This window comes from Streptomyces araujoniae, from assembly GCF_050871195.1.
GTDB classification, from domain to species: Bacteria; Actinomycetota; Actinomycetes; order Streptomycetales; family Streptomycetaceae; genus Streptomyces; species Streptomyces bacillaris.
Map to the genome: position 1 here is coordinate 786680 of NZ_CP194070.1, position 25681 is coordinate 812360.

A 25681-nucleotide genomic window follows, 5' to 3' on the forward strand; every position below is an offset into this window, starting at 1 on the left:
GAGCGAGGTGGACGCACACGGTGTTTTATTACGTCCTGAAGTATGTCGTGCTGGGTCCGTTGCTGAGGGTGCTGTTCCGCCCCCGTATCGAGGGACTGGAGAACATCCCGGAGGAGGGCGCGGCGATCGTCGCGGGCAACCACCTCTCCTTCTCGGACCACTTCCTCATGCCCGCCATCCTCAAGCGGCGCATCACCTTCCTGGCCAAGGCCGAGTACTTCACGGGCCCCGGCATCAAGGGCCGGCTGACCGCCTTCTTCTTCCGCAGCGCGGGCCAGATCCCGGTCGACCGCTCCGGCAAGGACGCCGGCCGGGCGGCGATCCGCGAGGGGCTGGGGGTGCTGGACAAGGGCGAGCTGCTGGGGATCTACCCGGAGGGCACCCGCTCGCACGACGGCCGCCTCTACAAGGGCAAGGTCGGGGTGGCGGTCATGGCGATCACCGCGCGGGTGCCGGTGGTCCCGTGCGCGATGGTCGGGACGTTCGAGATCCAGCCGCCCGGCCAGGTCGTCCCCAAGATCAAACGGGTCACGATCCGGTTCGGTGAGCCGCTGGACTTCTCCCGCTACGCGGGGATGGAGAACCAGAAGGCCGCGATCCGGGCCGTGACGGACGAGATCATGTACGCGATCCTCGAACTCTCCGGCCAGGAGTACGTGGACGAGTACGCGGCCAAGGTGAAGGCCGCCGACCAGGAGGCCGCCCCGCCGAAGAAGTTCCGCGGACTGCGACGCTGACGGCGGATGCGCCGACGGCGGGGCTGGACTGGCGGGAGGCGTTCCCGACGATGCCGCGGAGCTAGGGGGAGGCGCTGTTCCGCCATGCGGCGGAGGACGTGCGGCTGTCCGCGTACGACCGGGGGCGCGGGGTGTGAGGGCCGGGCGGGGGGCGCACGGCCGAGGCCACCCGCGAGCCGGGCGGCAGGGGCGTACGGGCGGGGTCTCCGCCACCGCCGAGCAGCGGCGGAGCACGACCGGGGGCGCCGCGCGTGAGCCGGGCGGCGCCCCCGGTCGTCGGGTTCAGTGACGCGTTACGGCTTGGGGGTGGCGTGCGGGTCGCACGTCACGTCCCGCCGGTCGGTCCTCCCGGTGAGCAGGTAGGTGTCCACCCGGTCGTTGACGCACGGGTTGGCGATGCCGGTGACCCCGTGGGAGCCGGCGCCCTTCTCGGTGATCAGCCGGGAGCCCTTGAACCGCCGCTGCAGTTCGACGGCGCCCCCGTACGGGGTGGCGGCGTCGCGCTCGGCCTGCACGATGAGGACCGGCGGGAGGCCCTTGCCGGACTTCACGTTCAGCGGGGTCTGCTGCTTGGTGGGCCAGGTGGCGCAGGGCAGGTTCATCCAGGCGTTGGACCAGGTGATGAACGGGTGGTCGCGGTGGAGCCGGGTGTGGTCCCGGTCCCAGGTGCGCCAACTGGTGGGCCACTTGGCGTCCGCGCACTCGACGGCGGTGTAGACGGCGTTGCCGTTCTCGGCCGACGCGTTGCCCGCCAGGTCGTCCATGTCGGGGGCGGCGGCGTCGATCAGCGCCTGGGTGTCACCGGCCCGGTAGGCGCTCCAGACCTTGGCGGTGGGCGCCCAGGCGGAGTCGTAGTACGGCGCGCTCTGGAAGAAGCCGATCAGCTCGGCGGGGCCGACGACTCCGCCGATGGGCTCCTTCTTGGCGGCCGCGCGGAGCTTGAGCCACTCCTGCTCGACCTTCTGCGGGGTGTCGCCGATGCCGTAGACGGAGTCGTGCCGCGCGACCCAGGCCTTCCAGTCGTCCCAGCGCAGTTGGAAGGCGACGTTCTGGTTGAGGTTGGCCCGGTACCAGATGTTCTCCCGCGCCGGGTCGACCACGCTGTCGACGACCATGCGCCTCACGTGGGCGGGGAAGAGCGTGCCGTAGACGGCGCCCAGGTAGGTGCCGTAGGAGACGCCGAGGAAGTTGAGCTTCTTCTCCCCGAGCGCGGCCCGGATCACGTCGAGGTCGCGGGCGGTGTTGGGCGTGGTCATGTGCGGCAGCATCCAGCCGCTGCGCTCGGCGCACCCCTCGGCGTACTCGCGGGCCAGCTTCCGCTGGGCGCGCTTGTCGGCCTCGCTGTCCGGCACCGGGTCGGCCTTGGGCGCCCGGACGAACTCCTGCGGGTCGACACAGGAGATGGGCGCCGAGCGGCCCACCCCGCGCGGGTCGAAGCCGACGAAGTCGTAGGCCGCGGCGGTCTTCGTCCAGAGCGGGTTCTTGTTGGTGACCCGGGTGGGGAAGCGCATCCCCGAACCGCCGGGCCCGCCCGGGTTGTAGACCAGGGCGCCCTGGCGCTCGCCCTTGGTGCCGGTGCTGACGTGCCGGTCGACGGCCAGCTCGATCTTCCTGCCGTACGGCTTCGCGTAGTCGAGCGGTACGGTCACCCAGCCGCACTGGATGGGGGCGGCCAGCCCCCAGTCCTTCGGGCAGTCCTTCCAGGCGATGCCGGTCCGGGCCGCCCGCTCGGCGGCGATCCTGACCCCGTACGCCTCGGCGCCCGCCCGGTCGTGGTGGCGGCTGTCGGCGCGTGCGGGCCTCGCCTCCGCGGCGGGCGCGGTGACCGTGCCCGCGATGAGCGTGCCCGCTATCAGCGCCCCGGCCGCGCCGAGCACTGCTGTGCGTCCCACGTGGAACCTCCCCCATCGTCGTCCGATGCGCCGCCGGTGGCGGCGTGGTCTCCATCGGAGCGTTCCGGGGATCCTTTCGCCTGTGGGGTTCCCGATGCCAGGGCGTACACCTGTTTCTTTACCGAACCCATAACCGGTGAGGAGCGTCCGCTCAGCGGACCCGGTCGCTCTCCGCGCCCTCCTTCAGCCCGTCCAGCAGCTCGCGCAGGGCGTCGTCCAGGATCGCGCGCAGCAGGCGCGCGTCGGGGGCCACGGCCGTCACCAGGACGGCGGGGCCGGCGAGCGGGGTGAGGGCGGCGGTGGGGCCGAGGAGGCGGGGGGCGGGCGGGGCGTCCTCGAAGGACGCGTCGGCCAGGAGGAGTTGGCCGACCGCACGGTGGCCGCCGAGGACTGCGGGGCCGTCCCAGCCGCCGGGTGCGCCGGGTCCGTAGGCGAGATGCTGGTCCAGGAGCGGGCGGCCGGCGCGGTGGACGGTGAGGCGGGCGGCGAGGGTGCCGGGGGGTTCGCCGTGGCGGCCGAGGATCTGTTCCTCGCGCAGCAACAGCCGTGCGGTGGGGGCCAGTTCGACACGGGTGGTCTGGTGGAGGTCGCTGCCGTGGGCGGAGACGAGCTGTTCGGGGAGCCAGTGCAGGGTGGCCCGTTCCCCCACGGTCAGGCGGACGTCGTACGTGGACGGCTCGCCGTCGGGCCGCGCGCCCGGGAGCGCCACGGTGGCCGCCGCCGCGTCGACGGTGAGGTGGGCGCCGTCCGCGGCCTCGGCCTCGATCGCCAGCCGGTCGCCGTTGAGCGGTGCGCTCATGGCGCCGACGACGGTGACCCGGGCGCGTTCGGGGAGCGGTGAGCGGGTGCGGCGGAGCGCGAGGGGTCCGGCGCTCTCCAGGAGGGGCAGGGCGGTGGCGCCCCGGCCGTCGGGTTCGGCGCGGAGGCGGGCGGTGGCGTGGACGCTCATGCGGTCCAGGCGGCGAGCTGCGCCCGTACCCAGCCGGCGACCGGCCCGACGCCTTCGGCGGAGGTCAACGAGGTGAAAAGTACGGGGAGTTCGCCGCGCTGCTCCTTGGCGTCCCGGGCCATCCGCCGGAGGTCGGAGCCGACGTGCGGGGCGAGGTCGGTCTTGTTGACGACCAGGAGGTCGGCGGTGGTGACGCCGGGGCCGCCCTTGCGCGGGATGTCGTCGCCGCCCGCGACGTCGATGACGAAGATCTGGGCGTCGACGAGCCCCTTGGAGAAGGTGGCGGTGAGGTTGTCGCCGCCGGACTCGACGAGGATCAGGTCGAGCGGGCCGACCGCGTCCTCCAGGTCCTCGACGGCTTCGAGGTTGGCGGAGATGTCGTCGCGGATCGCGGTGTGCGGGCAGGCGCCGGTCTCCACCGCCTGGATGCGCTCGGGCGGCAGGACGGCGTTGCGGAGGAGGAACTCGGCGTCCTCGCGGGTGTAGATGTCGTTGGTGACGACGGCGATGGAGAGCCGGTCGCGCAGCGTGCGGCAGAGGGCGGCGACGGTGGCCGTCTTGCCGGAGCCGACGGGCCCGCCGAGGCCGATGCGCAGCGCGCGCCGGGTGCCGTCGGGGCGGGTGGCGTCGGCGCTGACGGCGGCGGGGGCGTCGTGGGTGTGGCCGAGGTGCATGGGGCTGCTCCTGTCGGGGTGCGGGTCGGGTGCGCCGGAGCCCGGGGGCCGGGGGCCGGGCCGCTGTGTGCGGGACCGGGAGTGCCTGCCCTTCGGCGCGGGTCGGCGGGCGGCGTCAGGCGCGGTGCTTCGCAAGGCGCCGGAGCGTCCTCGCAGCGGGAGCTGCCAGGGCCTTTCGGCAACGCCGCGAGGTGCCGTGCCGGGCGTCGCCCGCCCGTGCGGAATGGTCGGACACCCCTAGGACGCGAAGAGGCGTACGGGCCAGGCGGCGTGGGCTTCGGCGGTGATGTCGAGGAGGGGGGCGGAGGCGGCGGGCAGGGCGTCGATGCCGTGCCGGGCGGCCGCCGCGGCCCGCTCGGCGACCCGGTCCAACTCCGGTGCGAGACGGGCGAGTACGGCGGTGGCGTGGAAGGGGTCGAGGGAGAGGAGCCGGACCACGGCGGTGGCCGGGCCGCTGACCGTCTCGTACGCGGCACAGTGCGCCGCGTCCTCGGGGCCGAGCCCCGCCGCCCGGGCCGTGAGGCCGAGGACGACGGGCTGGTGGGCGCCGCGCGGGCGGGCCGCGGCGAGGGCGTCGAGTCCGGGGCTCGGCCAGGTGGCGCGGGCGGCCCGCATCAGCTGGCGGCCCAGCTTGCGGGCGGTGGCCCGCAGGGCGGGCGAGGGGGTGCGGGCGTCCGCGGCCTCGTCCAGGGCGAGCGGGTCGAGGCCGCGGGCCGCCGCCGCGGCGAGGGCGGCGGCGGTGAGCCCGGTGGTGTGCAGGCGGCCCCGGCAGAAGGCGGCGAGGTCGTCGGCGGTGCGGATGCGCCCCTGGGTGACGGCCGGTTCGGCGCCGCCGGAGTGGGCGTGGCCTCCGGCGGGGAACCGGCCGTCGGCGAGGACGAGGAGGGCTGCGCGTGACATGTCGGGCTCCGGCTCAGAAGAGGAAGTAGCGCTGGGCCATGGGGAGTTCGGCCGCCGGTGCGGGTTCGACCGGTTCGCCGTCGATGGTGACGGCGAAGCTGTCCGGGTCGACCTGCACGTGCGGCATGGCGTCGTTCTCGCGCATGTCCGCCTTGGTGACCGTCCGGGTGCTGGTGATGGCCCTGAACTCCTTCTCCAGGCCCAGCCGTTCGGGCAGCCCGTCCTCGATCGCCGTACCGGTGACGAAGTTGTACGAGCCGCGCGCCGCCGCGCGGCCCAGGGCGCCGAACATCGGCCGGGGCATGACCGGTTGGGGCGTCGGGATGGAGGCGTTGGCGTCGCCCATCTGCGCGTAGGCGATCTGGCCGCCCTTGATGACGGTCTGCGGCTTCACTCCGAAGAACGCCGGGTCCCAGAGCACGAGGTCCGCGAGCTTTCCGCTCTCCACCGAGCCGATCTCCCGGTCCAGGCCCTGCGCGACGGCCGGGTTGATGGTGTATTTGGCGACATAACGACGGACCCGGCGGTTGTCGGCGCGCCCGTCCCCGGGCAGGGCGCCGCGCCGCTTCTTCATGACGTGGGCGGTCTGCCAGGTCCGCAGGACCACCTCTCCGATGCGGCCCATCGCCTGGGAGTCCGAGGAGATGATCGAGATGGCACCGAGGTCGTGGAGGATGTCCTCGGCCGCGATGGTGGAGGGCCGGATACGGGACTCCGCGAAGGCGAGGTCCTCGGGGACGGCGGGGTTGAGGTGGTGGCAGACCATCAGCATGTCGAGGTGCTCCTCGATGGTGTTGACGGTGTGCGGCCGGGTCGGGTTGGTCGAACTGGGCAGGACGTACGGCTCGGAGACCACGGTGATGATGTCGGGTGCGTGCCCTCCGCCCGCGCCCTCGGTGTGGTACGCGTGGATGGTGCGCCCGGCGATGGCGGCGAGGGTGTCCGCGACGAACCCGGCCTCGTTGAGGGTGTCGGTGTGGATGGCGAGCTGGGCGCCGCTCCCCTCGCAGACGGCGAGGCAGGCGTCGATGGCGGCCGGGGTGGCTCCCCAGTCCTCGTGGATCTTGAACCCCAGTGCCCCGCCCCGGAGTTGGGAGTACAGGGCGTCGCGGGACATGGTGTTGCCCTTGCCCAGCAGCCCGATGTTGACGGGGAAGGTCTCCAGGGCCTCGAACATCCGGGCAAGGTGCCAGGGTCCGGGGGTGACGGTGGTGGCCTTGGTGCCCTCGGCGGGGCCGGTACCGCCGCCGACGAGGGTGGTGATGCCGCTGGAGAGCGCCTGGTCGATGAGGGTGGGGGTGATGAAGTGGACGTGTGCGTCGACGGCTCCGGCCGTGAGGAGCTTCCCGTTGCCCGCGATGATCTCGGTCTCGGGGCCGATCACCAGGTCGGGGTGGACTCCGTCCATGGTGTCCGGGTTGCCGGCCTTGCCGATGCCGGTGATCCGGCCGTCGCGGATGCCGATGTCGGCCTTGACGATGCCCCAGTGGTCGATGACGACCGCGCCGGTGATGACGGTGTCGGGGGCGCCCTCGGCCCGGGTGGTGCGGGCCTGGCCCATGGACTCGCGGATCACCTTGCCGCCGCCGAAGACCGCCTCGTCGCCCGCGTGTCCGGGGCCGCCGGAGCGGTCCTGCTCGATCTCGACGAGCAGGTCGGTGTCGGCGAGGCGGATGCGGTCGCCGGTGGTGGGCCCGAACAGGTCTGCGTACACGGCCCTGTTGAGATCAGGCATCGAGGGCACCTCCGGTCTCGCCGCGCAGGCCGGGGACGATGCGGCGGCCTGCGAGCGGGACGAGTTCGACGTCGACGGGGATGCCGGGTTCGAAGCGGACCGCCGTACCGGCGGCGATGTGCAGCCGCAGCCCGCGGGCGGCCTCCCGGTCGAAGCGGAGCCCGGGGTTGGCCTCCGCGAAGTGGTAGTGGGAGCCGACCTGGACGGGGCGGTCGGCGGCGTTGAGGACGGTGAGGCGGATGACGGGGCGCCCTTCGTTGAGGGCGATGTCACCGGCCCCGTACAGGATCTCGCCGGGGACGACGGGTGGCATCGGCGCGTCCCCCGTCAGACGATCGGGTCGTGGACGGTGACGAGCTTGGTGCCGTCCGGGAAGGTGGCCTCGACCTGGACGTCGTGGAGCATCTCGGGGATGCCGTCCATGACCTCGTCCCGGGTGAGCACCGTGCGCCCGGACGCCATGAGTTCGGAGACCGTACGGCCGTCGCGGGCGCCCTCCAGGAGGTGGGCGGTGATGAGGGCGACGGCTTCGGGGTGGTTGAGCCTCAGCCCGCGCGCCCGGCGCTTCTCCGCCACATCGGCGGCCACATGGATGAGCAGGCGTTCCTGCTCGTGCGGGGTCAGTTGCACGCTTCCACCTCATCGTCTCCCGCCCGGCACCGGCCTCCGGACGCAGCGGGACCATATCCCCGTTCAACAGTTCGTTGAACGGGGAAACCGGCTCCCGCGACCAGGCATTGCACGTTAGGGCGGAAGTTTTTCCGTTGCGTTAACTGGCCTTTTGCGGACCCATGGACATCAGCCCGCGCAACCCGTTCCGCGGAACCTCCGGGCGCACATCGCCGAAGAGCGCCTCCTGCACGATGAAGCCCTGGGCGGTCGCGATCATCGTCCGCGCCACATGGTCGGCCACCACGTCCTCGGAGAGGATCCCGACGCCGCGGTAGGTCCCGACCAATTCGGCCCAGACGCCCCGCATGGTGGCGTACCCCTCGTCGAGCAGTGCGGCGAGCCGCGCGTCGCGCAGGGTCTCGGACCAGAGCTGGACGGCGAGGGCGGCGAAGGTGCGGCGCTCCAGCCCGTACAGCCGCTCACCGAGCACACGGGTGAGCATCCGGCTCAGCAGCACGTCCGGGGTGGGGGGCGGGGAGACCCGGGCGGCCTCCTCGAAGGCGCCGCGGATGGTGGCGAAGGTCTCCTCGGTGATGGCCGCGATGATGTCCTCCTTGCCGGGGAAGTAGCGGTAGACCGCACCGGCGGAGAGGCCCGCCTCCTTGAGGACGTCCTGCATGGACGTGCCGTGGAACCCCTTGCGCGCGAAGCAGCGCGCGGCGCCTTCGAGGATCTGGCGGCGGCGGGCGTCGAGGTGTTCCTGGGATACACGGGCCATGGCCTCAACCTAAAACGAACGTTCCTTCTTGACAAGCGAACCCCCACATGCAGAGAGTGGGAGCCGTACGCAAAACGAACGATCCTTCTCTTTGATGTGGTGCTCGCCCGACCGGCGGCCACCGCCCGGAACGAGGCCCCGTGTCCACTCCCCCGAACCGCCGCGCGGTGGCGGTCCTCCTGCTGATACCCGTGGTGGTGACGCTCGCCCTCTGGGCCTTCGCCTGGCCCGCCGCCCGGATCGCCCCCCGTGACCTGCCGGTGGGCGTGGCCGGCACCGGTCCGGCGGCCGAGCAACTGGAGCGGGGGTTCGAGCGACGGGCGGGCGCCTTCGAGGTGCACCGGTTCGACGGCGAGGCGGCGGCCCGCGAGGCGATCGAGGACCGGACCGTATACGGAGCGGTGGTCGCCGGACCGGAAGGCCCGCACGTGCTCACCGCGTCGGCCGCGAGCCCCGTCGTCGCCCAGTTGCTGCGGGACGCGGTGACGGCACAGGCCCCGGAGGGCACCCCCGTCCGGACCACCGACGTGGTGGCCGCGCCTCCCGGGGACCCGCGCGGCAGCGCACTCGGCGCGAGCGTGCTGCCGCTGGCCCTGGCGGGGATGGGCGCGGGCGCGGCCGTCACCCTGCTCGGGCTGCGCGGGACACGGGCGGCGCTCACGCTGACGGGGTCGGCGGCGCTGGTGGGCCTCGCCGCCACGGCCGTGGCGCACAGCTGGCTCGGCGTGATCACGGGCGACTGGTGGACGGAGGCGGGCGTACTCGGCCTGACCGTCCTGGCGATCGGCTCGGCGGTCGCCGGACTCGCCGCCCTGCTCGGCCCGCGCGGTCTCGGCCTGGGCGCGCTGCTGATGATCCTGCTGGGCAACTCCTTCTCCGGCGTCACCAGCGCGCCCCAACTGCTCCCCGAACCGGTCGGCATGATCGGCCAGTGGCTGCCACCGGGCGCGGGCGGATCCCTGCTGCGTTCGGTCGCCTTCTTCGACGGCAGCGCGGCGGGAGGCCCCGCCCTGACCCTCGCTCTCTGGTCGGTGCTGGGGCTGGCGGCGGTCGTGCTCGCGGGGCGACGCGGGACGGCTGCGAAGGAAGCCCCGACGGCCGGGGCCCCGGCAACGCGGGAGGAAGCGCTGACGGGGTGAGGGCGGCAGCGGGGGCGGGCGGCGGGGCGGGGCTGGAACGGCGGCGGGCGGCGACGAGCGGCGGGGCTGGAACGGCGGCGGGCGGCGACGAGCGGCGGGGCTGGAACGGCGGCGGGCAGCAGGGCGGCGGCCCATCGACGTCCCACGTGAACCGCTCCGCCCCGGGGGGCCACCGGAGCCGATCCAGGTCGATCCGGCCCGGCCGGGGGCAGGCGCGCCGCCCCGGCCGGGCCGTCCGCGAACAGGCCCCGTACACCCGGACTCCCGGGCGCATCCGGCCGCCGGAGCCCGCGGCCCCCGACATGCCCCGCCGCGCGGACGGGTAGTCATCCGATGACGCCGGTGGACCACGCCGCGGAGAGCCGCACGCCCTCCCGGCCGCCGCATGACGCGAGGTGAACCGCCCATGGAGCCATCGGAGTTCCCGCCCCTGCCCGCGCTGACCCGTGCCGAGGGCGAGTTCATCGACTGCTATCTCGCCGTCCTCGACCAGGTGGGACGCATCAACCCGGCACGCGGCAGCGACACCTACAGCGCCCTCAGGGCCGCCCAGGCCCTGGCCTCCGGGGCGGCGGCCCTGCGTGACGCGCTGGCCCTGATGCACGAGCGGGGCGAGCGGCAGATCCACGCGGCGACGCTCGCGCGGGCCCTGCGGGTGCTGGACGGCGAGCGGCGGGCGGGGCGGGTCACGATGCCGCCGACCCCGAACTGAGCCGCCGCGTACGCCGGGAGCGCATTACGGGAGCGGGCCGCGTGGAGCGGTTACGACACGCCCGGTCACGCGATCAATTCTCCTCGCTCGTTCGGCGTAGGCGATCACCCTCCCGAGCGACGGCCCAACTTGCGCTCGGCGTGTGCCCCGTACTCGAAATGCCCGCTTTCGTCGCTGGTACGAGGGCGTGCGCCCGGCTCGTCGGCGGGGGCGAATCCCCCCTGTCCACCTGAATGGATCAGTGGTGAGGAGACTCACAAATCCCTGTTTCGGCTCGGAAATCCGGCACCGAGTAGGTCAAGATCCCTGGGACGACAAGCCCCCGCCACCCGCGGCGGGGCGGTCCGGGTGGACGCCGAGTCCTGCCGCCTCCCGGATGACTGGTCGACAGGAAGTGGATCGGCAGGAGTGGAGGACCCGAGCAGTACGGGCCGACCGGGAGACCGGAAAGGCCCTCGGGGTGAAGCCGCATCGCGCGGCCGGGCAACTTCGCCAGCCCGAACCCGACAGGTCATCCTTCACAGGCGGCTGACGAAGGGTTGCGCATGTCTGCGCAGGTTCATGTCCCGTCTCTGCTCGCCCGGGTCGGTACGGCCTCGGTCCTCACCTTCGCCGTGACGACCACGATGATGGCACCAGGTCTCGTCGACGACGCCGAGGCCGCCACCGCCCACTCGACGAAGGCGCTCAAGATCGCCGCGTCGAAGAAGGGGGCTCCCTACAAGTACGGCGCCGCCGGTCCCAGCCGTTTCGACTGCTCGGGGCTGACTGTCTACTCGTTCAAGAAGGCCGGGAAGAAGCTCCCCCGCACGGCACAGCAGCAGTACAACAAGACCAGCAAGGTCACGAAGTCGAAGCGGAAGCAGGGCGACCTCGTCTTCTTCCACTCCGGCCGGAGCGTCTACCACGTGGGCATCTACGCCGGGAACGGCAAGATCTGGCACAGCCCCAAGTCCGGGGACGTGGTGCGGCTCGCGAAGATCTGGTCCAAGAGCGTCTCGTACGGACGCGTCCGCTGATCCCCTGACAGGGCCTTCGCCGACCTGCCCGGTCGGACGCTCCTCCCCGGTGGATCGCAGTGCATCGATCCCCGGGGAGCCGACTGCCCGGCGACCGGGCTCCGGTACGTCCGGGCCCCGCCGCCTCCGGGCTCCGAACCGTTTCGTCAGCCCTGGACCGGCGCCGCCCAGGGCAGCGAGATCCAGACCGTCTTGCCGCCCTCGGCCGTCGGGACGACCGTGAGCCGGCCGCCGTACTCATGGGCCAGCGACCGGATGATCACCATGCCCCGCCCGTTGTCCTGCCGTACGGCGGCGGGGAGCCGCTGGGGCCAGCGGGGGTGACTGTCCGTCACCCCCAGGCGCAGTTCCTCGTCCCGTTCGAGGCGCAGTTCGACCGTGAAGGTGGGCGACTGGCCGAAGGTGTGCTGCACGGCGTTGGTGGCCAGTTCGGAGATGATCAGCCGGACCGTGTCGGCCAGCTCCGACTCCTCCGAGAGGCCCCATTCGGCCAATGTCCTGGCCACATGTCTGCGGGCCGAGGAGACCGAGACCGGATCGCTCGGCAGGGTGACGGTTGCTTCCTGATGGTCTGCCATGGCGACGCCGTCCCTTTCGCGCCCTGGCCGACCGGCGGCCGGCCAGGATGGTGCTTCGCGCCAGACTGCCACTGTTGAAGCTCCCTGTAACGACGTTCGACCAAGATATGCATATATCTGTCGCCCGAAGCGGTGAATTCGGGTCCCGTACGGGCGGGGCGGCGGGCACACTGGCCCCTCTGCGGGCCCGGATCTTGCGGTGCGTACCGGTCCCGTTTCCGTTCCGCACAGCGCGAGGAGACCCGGATGCTGCACGCCCCCGTCGTCCGACGGCGGAAGCTCGGCGAGGAGTTACGGAGCCTGCGGCACGCCGCCGGACTGACCAGCCGGGACGCGGCGCGCCTGCTCGGCTGGCACCAGTCGAAGGTGAGCCGCATCGAGACGGGCGCCAGCGGGGTCAGCCCCGGCGACGTGACGCGTCTGCTCGACGTCTACTCCGTGCGCGACGCGCAGCTGCGCGCCCTGCTGGACGTGCTCGCGGGATCGGCGGGCGGCGGGGGCGCGGGGTGGTGGCACGCCTACCGGGGGCTGATCCCGCCGCAGTACCGCGACTTCATCAGCCTGGAGTCCCAGGCAGCCACGGTGCGGACCCTGGAGACCTCGGTGGTGCCGGGGCTCCTCCAGACCGCCGGCTACGCCCGGGCGGTGACCCGGGCGTCGGTCGACGGGCTGCCGGCGGACCGGCTCGACGCCCTGGTCGAGGTGCGGCTCACTCGCCAGCAGGTGCTGCGCACGCCTCCGCCGCTGAGGTTCACCGCCGTACTGGACGAGGCGGTGCTGCACCGGGAGGTGGGCGGGCCCGAGGTGATGCGGGATCAGCTGGACCACCTGGCGCACATGGCCCGACTCCCGCACGTGCGGCTCCAGTTGCTGCCGTTCTCGGTCGGCGGGTATGTCGGGCTCGCCTCCCCCTTCGTCATCTTCTCCTTTCCGAACATCTCGGATCTGGACGTGGTCGTCCTGGACCACCTGACGAGTAGCGTCTATCTGGAGCGGAAAGAAGACCTGGAGGCGTACGGTTCGGCCTTCCGCACGCTGCAGACGCACGCGCTGACGCCGGACCGGTCGCTCGAACTCGTCGCCGCGATCCGCCGCGGCTTCCGCTAGCACGGTGATCCGCCGACTCGCCAGGACGTCCGACTGCCCGAGGGGGGCATCATGTCCGACCGTCTCGCACCGCCCGTGTCACTCGCCGCCGAGCCACTGCTCTGGCGCCGCAGCAGCCGCTCCACCGGGATGAACAACTGCGTGGAGACCGCGCGACTCGACCACGGCCCGGACTCCGGCCGCGGCTCCGGCGGCAGCCGCGGCTCGTGCGGCGCGCTCCTCGCCGTACGCGACTCCAAGGATGTGGAGCGGCCGCCGCTCACCTTCTCCGCGACGGCGTGGACCACCTTCGTGGCGGGGCTGGAGCCGCCCCGGTCCGGCTGAGCCCCGGCCGGACGGTCAGCCGAGCGGCGCCACGGCCTCCCGGGGAGCGGTCGACGCGATCGTGGCCACCGCGGCGGTGATCTGCTCCTCGGTCAGGTCCGCCCGCGCGGTCAGCCGCAGCCGGGAGATGCCGTCCGGCACGGACGGCGGCCGGAAGCAGCCGACCGCCACCCCGGCCGCACGGCAGTCGGCGGCCCACGCCACCGCCGCGTCCGCGGAGGGGGCCCGGACGGAGACGACCGCCGCGTCCGGGCGGACCGCCGTCAGCCCGGCCGCGGTGAGCCGCCCGTACAGCTCGCCGGCGACCTCCCCGGCCCGGGCCGCGCGTTCGGGCTCCCGGCGCAGCAGCCGGAGTGCGCCGAGCGCCCCGCCTGCCGCCGCCGGTGCCAGGCCGGTGTCGAAGATGAACGTACGGGCCGTGTTGACCAGGTGGTCGATGACGCGGGCCGGTCCGAGGACCGCGCCGCCCTGGCTGCCCAGCGACTTGGAGAGGGTGAGCGTGGCGACCACTCCCGCACCGCCCGCCAGACCGGCACCCGCGAGCGCGCCGCGTCCGCCCTCGCCGAGCACACCCAGGCCGTGGGCGTCGTCCACGACGAGGGCCGCGTTCGCCCCGCGGCAGACCTCGGCCAGGGCGGTGAGCGGGGCCGCGTCCCCGTCGACCGAGAAGACCGAGTCGGTGACGGCGAGCGCCCGCCCGTCGTGGGCCGCCAGCGCCTTGGCGACGGCGTCCGGGTCGGCGTGCGGGACGACGGCGGTCTCCGCGCGGGAGAGCCGGCAGCCGTCCACGATGGAGGCGTGGTTCCCCGCGTCGGAGACGATGAGGGAACCACGTCCGGAGAGTGCGGTGAGCGCCGCCAGGTTGGCCGCGTAGCCGGAGGCAAGGACGAGGGCCGCCTCGAAGCCGCAGAAGTCGGCCAGTTCCCCCTCGAGTTCGGCGTGGAGCGCGGTGGTGCCGGTGACCAGCCGCGACCCGGTGGCGCCCGCGCCCCAGCGGTGGGCGGCACCGGCGGCGGCCGCGGTGACCTCCGGGTGCCGGGTGAGGCCCAGGTAGTCGTTGCTCGCGAGGTCGAGGAGGCCGGCTTCCGCGCTCCGGGGACGCAGGGCCCGGACGAGTCCGGCCTCGGCCCGGCGGCGGGCCTCGTCGTCGATCCAGTCGAACGGGGCGGAGGGCGGGGCGAAGGACATAGGGCGGTCCCTTTTGTAGGCAGCTCACAGACCCTAGCGGGGTGCGCAGCAGGTCAGGGTGTGGCAATACACACACCCTCCGCCACGTCTGCTGTCCGGTTCCTCCTTGGCTGGAGGCGGTGGCGTAAGCCAGGATCGTCTTTCATGGACCTGCTGAACACGCTGGTGGACAAGGGGCTGCGGCGCGAACTGCCGACCCGCGAAGAAGCGCTCGCCGTGCTGGCGACCTCCGACGACGATCTGCTCGACGTGGTGGCCGCCGCGGGCAGGGTGCGCCGCCAGTGGTTCGGGCGGCGCGTCAAACTCAACTACCTGGTCAACCTGAAGTCGGGGCTCTGCCCCGAGGACTGCTCGTACTGTTCGCAGCGGCTCGGCTCCAAGGCCGGGATCCTCAAGTACACCTGGCTGAAGCCGGACGAGGCGTCGAAGGCGGCGGCCGCCGGAGTGGCCGGCGGGGCCAAGCGGGTCTGTCTGGTGGCGAGCGGGCGCGGTCCGACCGACCGGGACGTCGACCGGGTCTCCCGGACCATCGAGGCCATCAAGGAGCAGAACGAGGACGTCGAGGTCTGCGCCTGTCTGGGTCTGCTCTCCGAGGGCCAGGCCGACCGGCTGCGCGAGGCGGGCGCCGACGCGTACAACCACAACCTCAACACGTCCGAGGAGACGTACGGGGCCATCACCACCACCCACACCTACGCGGACCGGGTGGAGACCGTGCAGCAGGCCCAGGCCGCCGGGCTGTCGGCGTGTTCCGGGCTGATCGCGGGGATGGGCGAGACCGACAAGGACCTGGTCGACGTGGTCTTCGCGCTGCGCGACCTGGACCCGGACTCGGTGCCGGTCAACTTCCTGATCCCGTTCGAGGGCACGCCCCTGGCCAAGGAGTGGAACCTCACCCCGCAGCGCTGCCTGCGCATCCTCGCGATGGTCCGCTTCGTCTGCCCGGACGTGGAGGTCCGGCTGGCGGGCGGGCGCGAGGTGCATCTGCGCTCGATGCAGCCGCTGGCCCTGCACCTGGTGAACTCGATCTTCCTGGGCGACTATCTGACCAGTGAGGGCCAGGCCGGTCAGGCCGACCTGGACATGATCGCGGACGCCGGGTTCGAGGTGGAGGGCGCGGGCACGACGACGCTCCCCCGCCACCGGGCGGACGCGCTGACCGGCGGCGGTTGCGGTTCGTCGGCGTCCGCGCCGGAGCAGGCGGGCGGCTGCGGGTCGCACGAGGCCTCCGGTGGCGGTGGCTGCGGGTCGCACGCCGGTGGCGGTGGCTGCGGTCCGTGCGGCGGTCACGCGGCGGTCGCGGGCGACGAGGAGGGTGCGCCCGCCACGGAGACCGTCGGCGCTCCTGCCGCGCCTGCGGGCGGGCCCGCGCGTACGGATCTGGTGGCCGTGCGCCGGCGCGGTGCGGGGACGGATCTCGCGCCCAATGCCTGATCCGTACGCCCCCGCACTCCCCCGGCCCACCGAGCCGAAGCCGTACGCCCCCGCCGAACTGCGGGCCCTGGACCGCGCGCACGTCTGGCACCCCTACGGCCCGATGCCGGGCCGGCAGGAGCCGCTGGTCGTGGAGTCGGCCTCCGGGGTACGGCTGCGGCTCGCCGAACCCGCCGAGGGGCAGCGCGAGTTGGTGGACGGCATGTCGTCCTGGTGGTCGGCGGTGCACGGTTACAACCACCCGGTCCTCAACGAGGCCGCGCGCGGCCAGCTGGACCGGATGAGCCATGTGATGTTCGGCGGGCTCACCCACGAGCCCGCCGTCCGGCTGGCGGCCCGGCTGGTGGAGATCACCCCGGAGCCGCTCCAGCACGTCTTCCTGGCCGACTCGGGGTCCGTGTCGGTCGAGGTCGCGGTCAAGATGTGCCTGCAGTACTGGCGTTCGGCGGGCCGCCCGGAGAAGCACCGGCTGCTGACCTGGCGTGGCGGCTACCACGGGGACACCTGGCAGCCGATGTCGGTGTGCGACCCGGAGGGCGGGATGCACGAGCTGTGGTCCGGCTCGCTGCCCCGCCAGGTCTTCGCGGACGCGCCCCCGGACGGCTTCGACGCGGAGCCGGACCCCGCCTACACCGCCCGGCTGCGGGAGCTGATCGCCCGTCACGCGCACGAGGTGGCCGCCGTGATCGTGGAGCCGGTGGTCCAGGGTGCGGGCGGGATGAGGTTCCACTCCCCCGGCTATCTGCGGGTGCTGCGCGAGGCGTGCGACGAGCTGGACGTGCTGCTGGTGTTCGACGAGATCGCCACCGGCTTCGGGCGGACGGGCGAGCTGTTCGCCGCCGGGCATGCCGGGGTCTCGCCGGATGTGATGTGCGTGGGCAAGGCGCTGACCGGCGGATATCTGACGATGGCGGCCACGCTCTGCACCTCGCGGGTGGCCGAGGGCATCTCGCGCGGCGAGGTGCCGGTGCTGGCGCACGGCCCGACCTTCATGGCCAACCCGCTGGCCGCCGCCATCGCCTCGGCCTCCGTGGACCTGCTCCTCGGGCAGGACTGGGCGGGCGAGGTGGCGCGGATCGGCACGGGGCTGCGCTCCGGTCTGGCGGAGGCGGCGGAGCTCCCCGGCGTCGCGGACGTGCGCGTCCTGGGGGCGATCGGGGTCGTCCAGCTCGACCACGAGGTGGACATGGCGGCGGCGACCCGCGCGGCCGTGCGCGAGGGCGTGTGGCTGCGGCCGTTCCGGGACCTGGTGTACACGATGCCGCCGTACGTCACCGGGGACGACGACGTACGACGGATCTGCCGGGCCGTGTGTGCCGCGGCGCGGGAGGGCTGACCCATGGCTGTGGTTCGTGCGGTGCTGTGTGCGGGAGGGCCGGCGTGAGCGTCCTGGTGGTGTCCGGTACGGGCACGGAGATCGGCAAGACGGTGGTGACCGCCGCCGTGGCCGCGGCCGCGCGGGGGCGCCGGGTCGCGGTGCTCAAGCCCGCGCAGACCGGGCTCGCGCCCGGGGAGCCCGGGGACGCGGCGGAGGTGGCCCGGCTGGCGGGTGCCCATGTGACCCCGGTCGAACTGGCCCGGTTCCCCGAGCCGTTGGCCCCCGCCACCGCGGCCCGGCGGGCGGGGCTGGACCCGGTGCGGCCGTACGAGGTGGCCGAGGCGGCGCGGAAGCTGGCCGCCGACCACGACCTGGTGCTGGTGGAGGGGGCGGGCGGGCTGCTCGTGCGCTTCGACGACGAGGGCGCCACGCTCGCGGACGCCGCCCGGCTGCTGGCCGCCCCGGTGCTGGTGGTGGCGGCCGCCGGGCTCGGCACGCTGAACGCCACGGCGCTCACGGCCGAGGCGCTGCGCACCCGTGGGCTGGAGTGCCGGGGCGTGGTGGTGGGCTCCCTGCCGGACCGGCCCGACCTGGCGTCCCGCTGCAACATCGAGGACCTGCCGGTGGCGGCGGGCGCCCCGCTGCTGGGGGCCGTACCGGCCGGTGCGGGCGGGCTGCCCGCCGCCGATTTCGCGGCGCGGGCGGCCGGGTGGCTGGCGCCGGAGCTGGGCGGGTCGTGGCGGGTGCCGTCGCTGTGAGGCGGCCCGCGCCGTCCTCGTAGGGGCGGGCCGGTCCCGTACCCGTACGGAGGCATGGCCCCGTGCCCGTGCGCACACATGCCTGTACCGGCGCGTACGGGGGAGAATCGTGGAGGAGAGCCGTACGCCCTCTCCTCCCGGAGGTCCGCCATGCACCTGCGCAGCAGGAAGCTCCCCCGCGACGCCGTCCACCATCCGGTCTTCGCCCGTTTCTACGCCCGGATGAGCGTGACAGCCGATCTCAGGGGCGGCATCGCCGCGTACCGCGAGGAACTGCTCGCGGGGCTCTCGGGGCGGGTCATCGAGGTCGGTGCGGGGAACGGGCTGAACTTCCCGCACTACCCGCGCGCCGTCTCGGAGGTCGTGGCGCTGGAGCCGGAGCGTTCGCTGCGGCAGCTCGCCGTCCGCGCCGGGCTGCGCGCCGAGGTGCCAGTGGACGTGGTGCCGGGGGCGGCGGAGGCGCTGCCGGTGAAGAGCGAGGCGTTCGACGCGGCGGTGGCGTCGTTGGTGCTGTGCTCGGTGCGGGAGTTGCCGAAGGCGCTCGCCGAGATCAGGCGGGTTCTGCGCCCGGGCGGTGAGCTGCGGTTCTTCGAGCACGGGCGGGCGCCGGGCCGGGCCCTGGCCACCCTGCAGCGCACGGCGGACCGGACGGTGTGGCCGCTCCTCTTCGGCGGCTGTCACACGGCGCGGGATCCGCTGGCCTCGATCGAGGCGGCGGGTTTCGAGCTGGGGACGTACCGCAGGCTGCGGATCCCGGACAAGGGGGTGCCGTTCCCTTCGTCGCCGTGTGTGCTGGGCGTGGCCCGCAAGCCGTTCACGGTGGAGTGAGCGGGCCGCGTCCCCTCCGCTCCACCGGCGCGGAAAGCGGTCGACGTCCCGCGCGGGCGGGTGGTGGGATGGCCGCCATGAACGATCTCTCGACACGGTCCGCGACCGCGGCCGACGCGGACCGGGTGCTCGCCTTCTGGACGGTGGCCGCGGAGGGCACCAGCATCAGTGACGACGGCGACGGGGTCGCACGCCTGGTGGAGCGGGACCCGGACGCGTTGATCCTGGCGGAGCGGGACGGGGAGCTGGTGGGCACGGTGATCGCGGGCTTCGACGGCTGGCGCTGTCATCTCTACCGGCTCGCGGTCCATCCGGAGCAGCGCCGCCGGGGTGTGGGCGGTGCCCTTCTCGCGGCGGCGGAGGAACGGTTCGCCGCGCTCGGCGGACGCCGGGCGGACGCCATGGTGCTGGACCGCAACGACCTGGCTCATCGGGCCTGGCGCGCGGCGGGATACGGGCCCCAGCCGCAGTGGAGCCGGTGGGTGAAGCACCTCTGAGGCGGTCCGGGCGGTAGAGGCGGGCCCGGCCGGGCAGACGCTCCACGGTGAGATCCGATTCCGCTCGCCCGATCGCCGCCGGCCCACGACGCCGCGCGCTCCCGCCGCCCCTGCCCGATCATGGGACGGAGGTGAACCGATGACCGAACTGCTTCTGCTGCTCGTCGCCCTGCTGCTCTGTCTCGCGTGCGGTGCCTTCGTCGCGGCGGAGTTCTCGCTGACCACGGTGGAGCGCGGCGAGCTGGAACGGGCCGTCGAGCGCGGCGACCGGGGTGCGTCCAGCGCCCTGAAGGCCGTACGGAGCCTGACGTTCCAGCTCTCGGGCGCGCAGCTCGGCATCACCGTCACCAACCTGGTGATCGGCATGCTGGCGGAGCCGTCCATCGCCCGGCTCATCCGCGGCCCGGTGGAGGCGGCGGGGCTCCCTCCGGCCGCCGCGTCCACGCTGGCCCTGGTCATCGGTACGGCCCTCTCCACGATGGTCCTGATGGTGGTCGGGGAGCTGGTGCCGAAGAACTGGGCGATCTCCTCGCCGCTGACCGTGGCCCGGGCGGTCGCCACCCCGCAACGGGTGTTCACCGCCGTGTTCCGCCCCTTCATCAGCCATCTCAACAACACGGCCAACCGGATCGTGCGCCGTCTCGGCCTCGAGCCGACCGAGGAGCTGGCCTCCGCCCGCAGCCCGCAGGAGCTGGTCGCGCTGGCCCGGCACTCCGCGAAGGAGGGGGCGCTGGAGGCGGACACCGCCGAACTCTTCGTCCGCACCCTGAACCTGGCGGAGCTGACCGCGGAGAACGTGATGACCCCTCGGGTGCAGGTGACGGCCCTCGACCTGCGGGCGACCGCCGAGGACGTGGCGAACGCGACCCGGGCCACCGGGCTCTCCCGCTTCCCGGTCTACCGCGGCAGCCTGGACACCGTGGTCGGGGTCGCCCACATCAAGGACGTACTGGCCGTCCCGGCCGACGAGCGCCCCCGCAGAAGGGTCTCGGAGATGCTGCGCGAACCCGTGCTCGTACCGGAGACGCTCACCGTCGACCGGCTGCTGGACCAGCTCTCCGGCAAGCTCGCGATGGCGGTGGTGATCGACGAGTACGGCGGTACGGCGGGGGTCGTGACGCTGGAGGACATCGTGGAGGAGGTCGTCGGGGAGGTCCGCGACGAACACGATCCGCACGAGACGCCCGATCTGGCGGCGGCCGGTGAGGACGCCGACGGCCGCACCCTGTGGTCGGCGGACGGGGCCGCCCGTACCGACCGGCTGAGCCGGATCGGTCTGCGGGTGCCCGAGGGGCCCTACGAGACGCTGGCCGGGCTGATCGCGGCGGAGCTGGGGCGGATCCCGACCGTGGACGACGCGGTCGAGCTGGCCGGGTGGCGGATCGAGGTGGTGGACGCGACGGGCCGGCGGGCGGCGCGGGCGCTGCTCCACGCACCGCTGCCCGACGCGGAGGAGCGGGCGGAGGAGGAGGGCCGGTGATCGTTCTTCAGCTCTTCATCGGTGTGCTGACCCTGGTGGTCAACGCGTTCTTCGTGGGCGCCGAGTTCGCCCTGATCTCGGTGCGCCGCAGTCAGATCGAACCGGCGGCCGAGGCCGGCGACCGGCGGGCCCGCAGTGTCATCTGGGGGCTGGAGCACGTCTCCGCGCTGCTGGCCGCCGCCCAGCTGGGCATCACGCTCTGCACCCTGGTGCTGGGCATCGTGGCCGAGCCGGCCATCGCCCATCTGCTGGAGCCGGTCTTCGACGCGGTGGGGGTGCCTCATCCGCTGGTGCACCCGATCTCGTTCGTGATCGCGCTGACCGTGGCGACCTATCTGCACATGCTGCTCGGCGAGATGGTGCCGAAGAACATCTCGCTCGCCGAACCGGCCCGCAGCGCGCTGCTCCTGGGGCCGCCGCTGGTCGCTCTGGCACGGGCGCTGCGCCCGGTGATCTTCACGGTCAACGCCTTCGCCAACGCCCTGCTGAAGCTGTTGCGGGTGGAGGCGAAGGACGAGGTCTCGGCGACGTTCTCGGACGACGAGCTGGCACGGCTGGTGCAGGACGCCGGGGAGGCGGGGCTGGTCGACGACCGCTCGGCGGAGCGGCTGCACCACGCCCTGGAGCTGGGCCGCAGGCCCGTACGGGATGTGGTCATGCCGGTGGACCGGGTGCTGTTCACCCGGGTCGGCACCACCCCCGAGGAGCTGGAGCGGCGCTCGCACGAGTCGGGGTTCTCCCGCTTCCCGGTGATGGACAGCGAGGGCCGCATCCTGGGCTATCTCCATGTGAAGGACGCCCTCGACGCCACGCCCCGGGACGCGCCCTTCCCGGTGACGGCGCTGCGCCCGATCGCCCGGGTCCGCGCGGCGACCCCGCTCGACGACGCGCTGACCGCGATGCGGCGCAGCCGGACCCATCTGGCGGCGGTCCTCGACGAGGAGGACCGGCTGGTCGGCATGGTCACGATGGAGGACGTCCTGCGGGAACTGGTCGGCCGCGCGCAGTCGCGCTGAGCACCGTGACGGCCCCCCGGCCGCCGGGGGCCGTCACGGTAGGATCGGTGGGCCATGGAATTGAATGCCTCATACACCAGTCTCGTCGCGGTGGGCGACTCCTTCACCGAGGGCATGTCGGATCTGCTGCCCGACGGCACGTACCGGGGCTGGGCCGATGTCCTGGCCGCCCGGCTCGCGGCCCGCTCCCCCGGCTTCCGGTACGCCAACCTCGCCGTACGCGGCAAGCTCATCGGCCAGATCGTCGACGAGCAGGTGGCCGCGGCGGCGGCGATGCAGGCCGATGTGGTGACCCTCGTCGGCGGGCTCAACGACACACTGCGACCGAAGTGCGACATGGGCATGGTCAGGGCGCGGCTGGAGGAGGCGGTGGAGCGGCTCGCCCCGTCCTGCAAGCAGCTCGTGCTGATGCGCAGCCCCGGGCGGAGCGGTCCGGTGTTCGACCGGTTCCGCCCCCGGGTGGAGGCGCTGTTCGCCCTGATCGAGGAGCTGGCAGACCGGCACGGAGCCTCGGTGGTCGACCTCTACTCCGCGCCCTCGCTCGGTGACCCGCGCATGTGGGACGCCGACCGGCTGCACCTGACGGCCGAGGGGCACCGGCGGGTGGCCGAGGCGGTCTGGCAGACCCTGGGGCTCCCGCCCGAGCTGGACTGGCGGGCCCCGGTCCCCGCCTCCCCGCCGCCGCGCTGGGCGGACCGGCGGATCGAGGACGTCCGCTTCGCCCGCCGCCATCTGGGCCCCTGGATCGGCCGCCGGCTGACCGGCCGGTCCTCCGGTGACGGCCGGTGGGGCGCCCAGTTCGACGCGGCCACCGCCTCGGCCTTCTGGATCACCCCCGCGGACGCCTCGGCCCCGGGGCCGGTGACGGGGTGGCGCCGGGCAGCCGCCGAGGAGGGCACGGACCGGGGGGCGCGGTAGCCGTACGCACCGTAGGGACGCTCGGGGCCGAGGGCGTACGGCAGGGGCGTCGGGGCCGGGCGATACGGAACCGGGGCCGTCCGGGACCGGACGCGGGCGGGGTCGGACGTGGCCGGGATTGGACGTGGCCCGGCTCGGACATGACTGTGACGGGACGTGGCCCGGCTCGGACATGACTGTGACCGAAGGTGGCTGTGACCGGAACATGGCTGTGATCGGGCCCGGTCGGAACCAGGGCCGTGGGAGCCGCGTCCCGCGTGGCCGGTTCTGTTCGCCGCCGGGGCGGCCCGCCGCCGCTCTCTCGTAGCAACCCACAAACCGGACCGCGGCGCCGGCCTGCAGAAACCGACAGTAGAATCCGTTTACGTGACTGCTGTGTCTGCGAAGCCTCGCATCCCCAATGTCCTGGCCGGCCGCTACGCCTCCACGGAGCTGGCCGTCCTCTGGTCCCCCGAGCAGAAGGTGAAGCTGGAGCGTCAGCTGTGGCTGGCGGTGCTGCGCGCTCAGAAGGACCTCGGGATCGAGGTGCCGGACGAGGCGCTGGCCGATTACGAGCGGGTGCTCGACCAGGTCGACCTGGCGTCGATCGCCGAGCGCGAGAAGATCACCCGGCACGACGTGAAGGCCCGGATCGAGGAGTTCAACGCCCTCGCCGGTCACGAGCAGGTCCACAAGGGCATGACCTCCCGGGACCTGACGGAGAACGTCGAACAGCTCCAGATCCGCCTCTCGCTGGAGCTGACGCGCGACCGCACCGTGGCCGTCCTGGCCCGCCTCGGCAAGCTCGCGGCGGAATACCGCGAGCTGGTGATCGCCGGACGCTCCCACAACGTCGCCGCGCAGGCGACGACGCTGGGCAAGCGCTTCGCGACCGCCGCCGACGAGCTGCTGGTGGCGTACGGCCGCCTGGAGGACCTGCTCGCGCGCTATCCGCTGCGCGGGATCAAGGGCCCGGTCGGCACGGCCCAGGACATGCTGGACCTGCTGGGCGGCGACGCGGGCAAGCTCGCCGACCTGGAACAGCGCATCGCCGCCCACCTCGGCTTCGCCGAGGCCTTCACCTCGGTCGGCCAGGTCTACCCGCGCTCGCTCGACTACGACGTGGTGACCGCCCTGGTCCAGCTCGCCGCCGCGCCTTCGTCGGTGGCGAAGACCATCCGGCTGATGGCCGGTCACGAGCTGGTGACCGAGGGCTTCAAGCCCGGCCAGGTCGGTTCGTCCGCCATGCCGCACAAGATGAACACGCGCTCCTGCGAGCGGGTCAACGGCCTGATGGTGATCCTGCGCGGCTACGCCTCGATGACCGGCGAGCTGGCGGGCGACCAGTGGAACGAGGGCGACGTGTCCTGCTCCGTGGTCCGCCGGGTGGCGCTGCCGGACGCGTTCTTCGCGTTCGACGGTCTGCTGGAGACCTTCCTGACGGTGCTGGACGAGTTCGGCGCGTTCCCCGCCGTCGTGGCGCGCGAGCTGGACCGCTACCTGCCGTTCCTGGCCACCACCAAGGTCCTCATGGGGGCCGTACGGGCCGGGGTCGGCCGCGAGCTGGCCCACGAGGCGATCAAGGAGAACGCGGTCGCCTCCGCGCTGGCGATGCGGGAGCAGGGGGCCGAGCGCAACGAGTTGCTCGACAAGCTGGCCGCCGACGAGCGCATCCCGCTGGACCGTGCGCAGTTGGACGCCCTGATGGCCGACAAGCTCTCGTTCACGGGCGCGGCGGGCGACCAGGTGACGGCGCTGGTCTCGCGCATCGAGGAGATCACCAAGCAGCACCCCCAGGCCGCGGCCTACGCCCCCGGCTCGATCCTCTGACCGGCGGCCTCCGCACCGGATGACTCCCGAGGAGCTGAACGCCGCCCGCGACCGCACCGTTCCGGATGTAGCCGCGGGCGGCCTCCGCGTGCTCTTCTGCGGGATCAACCCGAGCCTGACGACCGCCGCCACGGGGCATCACTTCGCCCACCCGGGCAACCGCTTCTGGCCGGTCCTCCACCGCTCGGGCTTCACGCCCCGCAGGCTCCTCCCCTCGGAACAGGCCGAGCTGCTGCCCCTCGGCCTCGGCATCACCAATGTGGTGGCCCGGGCGACGGCACGGGCGGACGAGGTGGACGCCGAGGAGTTCCGGAAGGGCGGGGTGGCCCTCACCGAGCGGGTCGAACGCCTGGCACCGGCGTGGCTCGCGGTCGTCGGCATCACCGCGTACCGCACGGCCTTCGGGGAGCCGAGGGCCCGGATCGGGCGTCAGGAACGCACGATCGGCGGCGCGCGGGTGTGGGCCCTGCCCAACCCCAGCGGGCTGAACGCCCATTGGACGGTCGGGACGATGGCCGAGGAGTACGCCCGGCTGCGCGCGGCGGCCTCGGAGACGGCGTAGAGCCCTCCCGGCCGCGCTGTCTCGGTCCTGCCCCCGGTCCGCGCCGGCTCCCTCCGGTCCGCCGACTCCTCCTGCTCTCCGGGCCGCCGTCTGCTCCCGTCACGGTCGGAACGGTCTGCTGGTCTGCTGGTCTGCTGGTCTGCTGGTCTGCTGGTCAGGACGGTCTGCAGGCCGGAGCGGTCTGCCGGTTCGGGGTGGTCTCCCAGTCCGAGCGGTCCGGCGATTCGGAGCCGACCGCAGTTCGGGGCGGACCGCCGGTCAAGGCGGGTCGACGACCGTCACCAGCACCGTCAGTTCGCAGCCCGGTCCCCCGTCCTCCAGGACCAGCCCGACCGCGATCCACCGTTCCTCGACCCGCCACAGCCGCAGGAACTCGCATCCGGCCACCGGATCCGCCCAGGGGTCGGCCATCACTTCACCCGCCATCATCCGCTCCTGCGCGCTCCACAGGCTCATCACCTGCGGCTCTCCCCAGCGGACGGCGAGCAGGGTGAGCAGGGCGTCGTGCTCCGCCAGACACTGCGCCTGGTGCTCGGGGGCCGACGGCTCGTCGTCGTCCCACGGTTGGTGACCGGCGCGCAGGAACGCCGTGTGGTAGCCGGGTCCGCTGACCCCCCAGTCCGACGGAGTACGTTCCGGGGGGAAGCCCCTGGTGCGCATCCCGTCGATGAGGCGGAGATGGTGTGCGGTCGTCATGACGTCAGTAAACCGTCCGCC

General features: G+C 73.3%; 27 protein-coding genes. 16 read left to right on the top strand and 11 right to left on the bottom strand.

Annotated features, from left to right (window positions below; genetic code table 11):
* Positions 1-20 precede the first annotated feature (20 nt).
* Positions 21-737, top strand: a complete 717-nt coding sequence (locus tag ACQ9ZG_RS03135) for a lysophospholipid acyltransferase family protein (protein WP_109915948.1) — start codon at positions 21-23, stop codon at positions 735-737.
* Between the two features lie 293 nt (positions 738-1030).
* Here ACQ9ZG_RS03135 and ACQ9ZG_RS03140 read toward each other — a convergent pair whose 3' ends face one another.
* The 8 genes from ACQ9ZG_RS03140 to ACQ9ZG_RS03175 form a co-directional block, all read right to left on the bottom strand.
* Positions 1031-2629 carry an alpha/beta hydrolase gene (locus tag ACQ9ZG_RS03140; protein ID WP_181398043.1) on the bottom strand — a complete coding sequence of 533 codons (1599 nt, stop codon included), beginning with the start codon at positions 2627-2629 and terminating at the stop codon, positions 1031-1033.
* 151 nt (positions 2630-2780) lie between these two features.
* Entirely contained in the window at positions 2781-3578 is a 798-nt protein-coding gene (locus tag ACQ9ZG_RS03145) for an urease accessory protein UreD (protein ID WP_499279849.1), read from the bottom strand.
* Complete coding sequence (ureG, locus tag ACQ9ZG_RS03150) at positions 3575-4252, bottom strand: urease accessory protein UreG (protein WP_499279850.1); 678 nt, start codon at positions 4250-4252, stop codon at positions 3575-3577. The genes ACQ9ZG_RS03145 and ureG overlap by 4 nt, the downstream gene beginning before the upstream one ends.
* Before the next feature lie 237 nt (positions 4253-4489).
* The gene (locus ACQ9ZG_RS03155) at positions 4490-5152 is read right to left on the bottom strand and encodes an urease accessory protein UreF (protein ID WP_415747635.1); all 663 of its coding nucleotides are present in this window, start codon (positions 5150-5152) and stop codon (positions 4490-4492) included.
* Between the two features lie 13 nt (positions 5153-5165).
* The gene (locus tag ACQ9ZG_RS03160; protein WP_109916832.1) at positions 5166-6887 is read right to left on the bottom strand and encodes an urease subunit alpha; all 1722 of its coding nucleotides are present in this window, start codon (positions 6885-6887) and stop codon (positions 5166-5168) included.
* Positions 6880-7200 carry an urease subunit beta gene (locus ACQ9ZG_RS03165; protein WP_028418929.1) on the bottom strand — a complete coding sequence of 107 codons (321 nt, stop codon included), beginning with the start codon at positions 7198-7200 and terminating at the stop codon, positions 6880-6882. The genes ACQ9ZG_RS03160 and ACQ9ZG_RS03165 overlap by 8 nt, the downstream gene beginning before the upstream one ends.
* Before the next feature lie 14 nt (positions 7201-7214).
* The gene (locus ACQ9ZG_RS03170) at positions 7215-7517 is read right to left on the bottom strand and encodes an urease subunit gamma (RefSeq protein ID WP_028418930.1); all 303 of its coding nucleotides are present in this window, start codon (positions 7515-7517) and stop codon (positions 7215-7217) included.
* A 139-nt stretch (positions 7518-7656) separates the two neighbouring features.
* Positions 7657-8277, bottom strand: a complete 621-nt coding sequence (locus ACQ9ZG_RS03175; RefSeq protein WP_028418931.1) for a TetR/AcrR family transcriptional regulator — start codon at positions 8275-8277, stop codon at positions 7657-7659.
* A gap of 140 nt (positions 8278-8417) precedes the next feature.
* Between ACQ9ZG_RS03175 and ACQ9ZG_RS03180 the strand changes: the two genes are divergently transcribed.
* The 3 genes from ACQ9ZG_RS03180 (at position 8418) to ACQ9ZG_RS03190 (ending at position 11147) form a co-directional block, all read left to right on the top strand.
* Positions 8418-9416 (top strand): ABC transporter permease, encoded by a 999-nt coding sequence (locus tag ACQ9ZG_RS03180; protein ID WP_499279855.1) that lies wholly within the window; start codon positions 8418-8420, stop codon positions 9414-9416.
* Positions 9417-9822: 406 nt separating this feature from the next.
* Positions 9823-10128 (top strand): hypothetical protein, encoded by a 306-nt coding sequence (locus ACQ9ZG_RS03185; RefSeq protein WP_018492576.1) that lies wholly within the window; start codon positions 9823-9825, stop codon positions 10126-10128.
* 545 nt (positions 10129-10673) lie between these two features.
* A complete protein-coding gene (locus ACQ9ZG_RS03190; protein WP_109916931.1) occupies positions 10674-11147 on the top strand; it encodes a C40 family peptidase in 474 nt (157 codons plus the stop codon).
* Positions 11148-11293: 146 nt separating this feature from the next.
* Here ACQ9ZG_RS03190 and ACQ9ZG_RS03195 read toward each other — a convergent pair whose 3' ends face one another.
* Positions 11294-11725: an ATP-binding protein gene (locus ACQ9ZG_RS03195; protein WP_026238328.1), complete on the bottom strand. Its 432-nt coding sequence runs from the start codon at positions 11723-11725 to the stop codon at positions 11294-11296.
* Between the two features lie 246 nt (positions 11726-11971).
* On the opposite strand from ACQ9ZG_RS03195, the gene ACQ9ZG_RS03200 reads away from it, so the two are divergent.
* Complete coding sequence (locus ACQ9ZG_RS03200; RefSeq protein WP_109916930.1) at positions 11972-12832, top strand: helix-turn-helix domain-containing protein; 861 nt, start codon at positions 11972-11974, stop codon at positions 12830-12832.
* Positions 12833-12883: 51 nt separating this feature from the next.
* On the top strand, positions 12884-13156 hold the full coding sequence (locus ACQ9ZG_RS03205) for a DUF397 domain-containing protein (protein WP_109916929.1): 273 nt from the start codon (positions 12884-12886) through the stop codon (positions 13154-13156).
* 15 nt (positions 13157-13171) lie between these two features.
* On the opposite strand, the gene ACQ9ZG_RS03210 is transcribed toward ACQ9ZG_RS03205, so the two are convergent.
* Positions 13172-14344, bottom strand: coding sequence for an 8-amino-7-oxononanoate synthase (locus ACQ9ZG_RS03210; RefSeq protein WP_499279858.1), 1173 nt, complete (start codon positions 14342-14344; stop codon positions 13172-13174).
* 144 nt (positions 14345-14488) lie between these two features.
* Here ACQ9ZG_RS03210 and bioB point away from each other — a divergent pair, with 144 nt between their 5' ends.
* From bioB to mug, 10 genes are all read left to right on the top strand, one after another.
* On the top strand, positions 14489-15778 hold the full coding sequence (gene bioB / locus ACQ9ZG_RS03215) for a biotin synthase BioB (RefSeq protein ID WP_499279859.1): 1290 nt from the start codon (positions 14489-14491) through the stop codon (positions 15776-15778).
* Positions 15771-17114: an adenosylmethionine--8-amino-7-oxononanoate transaminase gene (locus tag ACQ9ZG_RS03220; RefSeq protein ID WP_499279861.1), complete on the top strand. Its 1344-nt coding sequence runs from the start codon at positions 15771-15773 to the stop codon at positions 17112-17114. The genes bioB and ACQ9ZG_RS03220 overlap by 8 nt, the downstream gene beginning before the upstream one ends.
* A gap of 44 nt (positions 17115-17158) precedes the next feature.
* Positions 17159-17854: a dethiobiotin synthase gene (gene bioD, locus ACQ9ZG_RS03225; RefSeq protein ID WP_499279862.1), complete on the top strand. Its 696-nt coding sequence runs from the start codon at positions 17159-17161 to the stop codon at positions 17852-17854.
* Positions 17855-18004: 150 nt separating this feature from the next.
* A complete protein-coding gene (locus ACQ9ZG_RS03230; protein WP_109916548.1) occupies positions 18005-18682 on the top strand; it encodes a class I SAM-dependent methyltransferase in 678 nt (225 codons plus the stop codon).
* Between the two features lie 68 nt (positions 18683-18750).
* Positions 18751-19179 carry a GNAT family N-acetyltransferase gene (locus tag ACQ9ZG_RS03235; RefSeq protein WP_109916547.1) on the top strand — a complete coding sequence of 143 codons (429 nt, stop codon included), beginning with the start codon at positions 18751-18753 and terminating at the stop codon, positions 19177-19179.
* A 139-nt stretch (positions 19180-19318) separates the two neighbouring features.
* Positions 19319-20659: a hemolysin family protein gene (locus ACQ9ZG_RS03240; RefSeq protein WP_109916546.1), complete on the top strand. Its 1341-nt coding sequence runs from the start codon at positions 19319-19321 to the stop codon at positions 20657-20659.
* Positions 20656-21675 carry a hemolysin family protein gene (locus ACQ9ZG_RS03245; RefSeq protein ID WP_028418943.1) on the top strand — a complete coding sequence of 340 codons (1020 nt, stop codon included), beginning with the start codon at positions 20656-20658 and terminating at the stop codon, positions 21673-21675. The genes ACQ9ZG_RS03240 and ACQ9ZG_RS03245 overlap by 4 nt, the downstream gene beginning before the upstream one ends.
* Before the next feature lie 54 nt (positions 21676-21729).
* Positions 21730-22593 carry an SGNH/GDSL hydrolase family protein gene (locus tag ACQ9ZG_RS03250; RefSeq protein ID WP_018492589.1) on the top strand — a complete coding sequence of 288 codons (864 nt, stop codon included), beginning with the start codon at positions 21730-21732 and terminating at the stop codon, positions 22591-22593.
* Between the two features lie 366 nt (positions 22594-22959).
* Positions 22960-24402: an adenylosuccinate lyase gene (purB, locus tag ACQ9ZG_RS03255; protein WP_028418944.1), complete on the top strand. Its 1443-nt coding sequence runs from the start codon at positions 22960-22962 to the stop codon at positions 24400-24402.
* Between the two features lie 19 nt (positions 24403-24421).
* The gene (gene mug, locus ACQ9ZG_RS03260) at positions 24422-24964 is read left to right on the top strand and encodes a G/U mismatch-specific DNA glycosylase (protein ID WP_109916399.1); all 543 of its coding nucleotides are present in this window, start codon (positions 24422-24424) and stop codon (positions 24962-24964) included.
* A 258-nt stretch (positions 24965-25222) separates the two neighbouring features.
* Here mug and ACQ9ZG_RS03265 read toward each other — a convergent pair whose 3' ends face one another.
* The gene (locus ACQ9ZG_RS03265) at positions 25223-25660 is read right to left on the bottom strand and encodes a hypothetical protein (protein WP_109916398.1); all 438 of its coding nucleotides are present in this window, start codon (positions 25658-25660) and stop codon (positions 25223-25225) included.
* Positions 25661-25681: the final 21 nt, after the last annotated feature.

Coding starts and splice junctions, on each gene's coding strand:
- ACQ9ZG_RS03165 (WP_028418929.1), bottom strand. CDS start 7,200: ATGCCACCCGTCGTCCCCGGCGAGATCCTGTACGGGGCCGGTGACATC.
- ACQ9ZG_RS03220 (WP_499279861.1), top strand. CDS start 15,771: ATGCCTGATCCGTACGCCCCCGCACTCCCCCGGCCCACCGAGCCGAAG.
- ACQ9ZG_RS03250 (WP_018492589.1), top strand. CDS start 21,730: ATGGAATTGAATGCCTCATACACCAGTCTCGTCGCGGTGGGCGACTCC.
- ACQ9ZG_RS03235 (WP_109916547.1), top strand. CDS start 18,751: ATGGCCGCCATGAACGATCTCTCGACACGGTCCGCGACCGCGGCCGAC.
- ACQ9ZG_RS03185 (WP_018492576.1), top strand. CDS start 9,823: ATGGAGCCATCGGAGTTCCCGCCCCTGCCCGCGCTGACCCGTGCCGAG.
- ACQ9ZG_RS03240 (WP_109916546.1), top strand. CDS start 19,319: ATGACCGAACTGCTTCTGCTGCTCGTCGCCCTGCTGCTCTGTCTCGCG.
- ACQ9ZG_RS03230 (WP_109916548.1), top strand. CDS start 18,005: ATGCACCTGCGCAGCAGGAAGCTCCCCCGCGACGCCGTCCACCATCCG.
- bioB (WP_499279859.1), top strand. CDS start 14,489: ATGGACCTGCTGAACACGCTGGTGGACAAGGGGCTGCGGCGCGAACTG.
- ACQ9ZG_RS03205 (WP_109916929.1), top strand. CDS start 12,884: ATGTCCGACCGTCTCGCACCGCCCGTGTCACTCGCCGCCGAGCCACTG.
- ACQ9ZG_RS03145 (WP_499279849.1), bottom strand. CDS start 3,578: ATGAGCGTCCACGCCACCGCCCGCCTCCGCGCCGAACCCGACGGCCGG.
- ACQ9ZG_RS03175 (WP_028418931.1), bottom strand. CDS start 8,277: ATGGCCCGTGTATCCCAGGAACACCTCGACGCCCGCCGCCGCCAGATC.
- ACQ9ZG_RS03160 (WP_109916832.1), bottom strand. CDS start 6,887: ATGCCTGATCTCAACAGGGCCGTGTACGCAGACCTGTTCGGGCCCACC.
- ACQ9ZG_RS03195 (WP_026238328.1), bottom strand. CDS start 11,725: ATGGCAGACCATCAGGAAGCAACCGTCACCCTGCCGAGCGATCCGGTC.
- ACQ9ZG_RS03155 (WP_415747635.1), bottom strand. CDS start 5,152: ATGTCACGCGCAGCCCTCCTCGTCCTCGCCGACGGCCGGTTCCCCGCC.
- mug (WP_109916399.1), top strand. CDS start 24,422: ATGACTCCCGAGGAGCTGAACGCCGCCCGCGACCGCACCGTTCCGGAT.
- ureG (WP_499279850.1), bottom strand. CDS start 4,252: ATGCACCTCGGCCACACCCACGACGCCCCCGCCGCCGTCAGCGCCGAC.
- ACQ9ZG_RS03190 (WP_109916931.1), top strand. CDS start 10,674: ATGTCTGCGCAGGTTCATGTCCCGTCTCTGCTCGCCCGGGTCGGTACG.
- ACQ9ZG_RS03265 (WP_109916398.1), bottom strand. CDS start 25,660: ATGACGACCGCACACCATCTCCGCCTCATCGACGGGATGCGCACCAGG.
- ACQ9ZG_RS03210 (WP_499279858.1), bottom strand. CDS start 14,344: ATGTCCTTCGCCCCGCCCTCCGCCCCGTTCGACTGGATCGACGACGAG.
- ACQ9ZG_RS03200 (WP_109916930.1), top strand. CDS start 11,972: ATGCTGCACGCCCCCGTCGTCCGACGGCGGAAGCTCGGCGAGGAGTTA.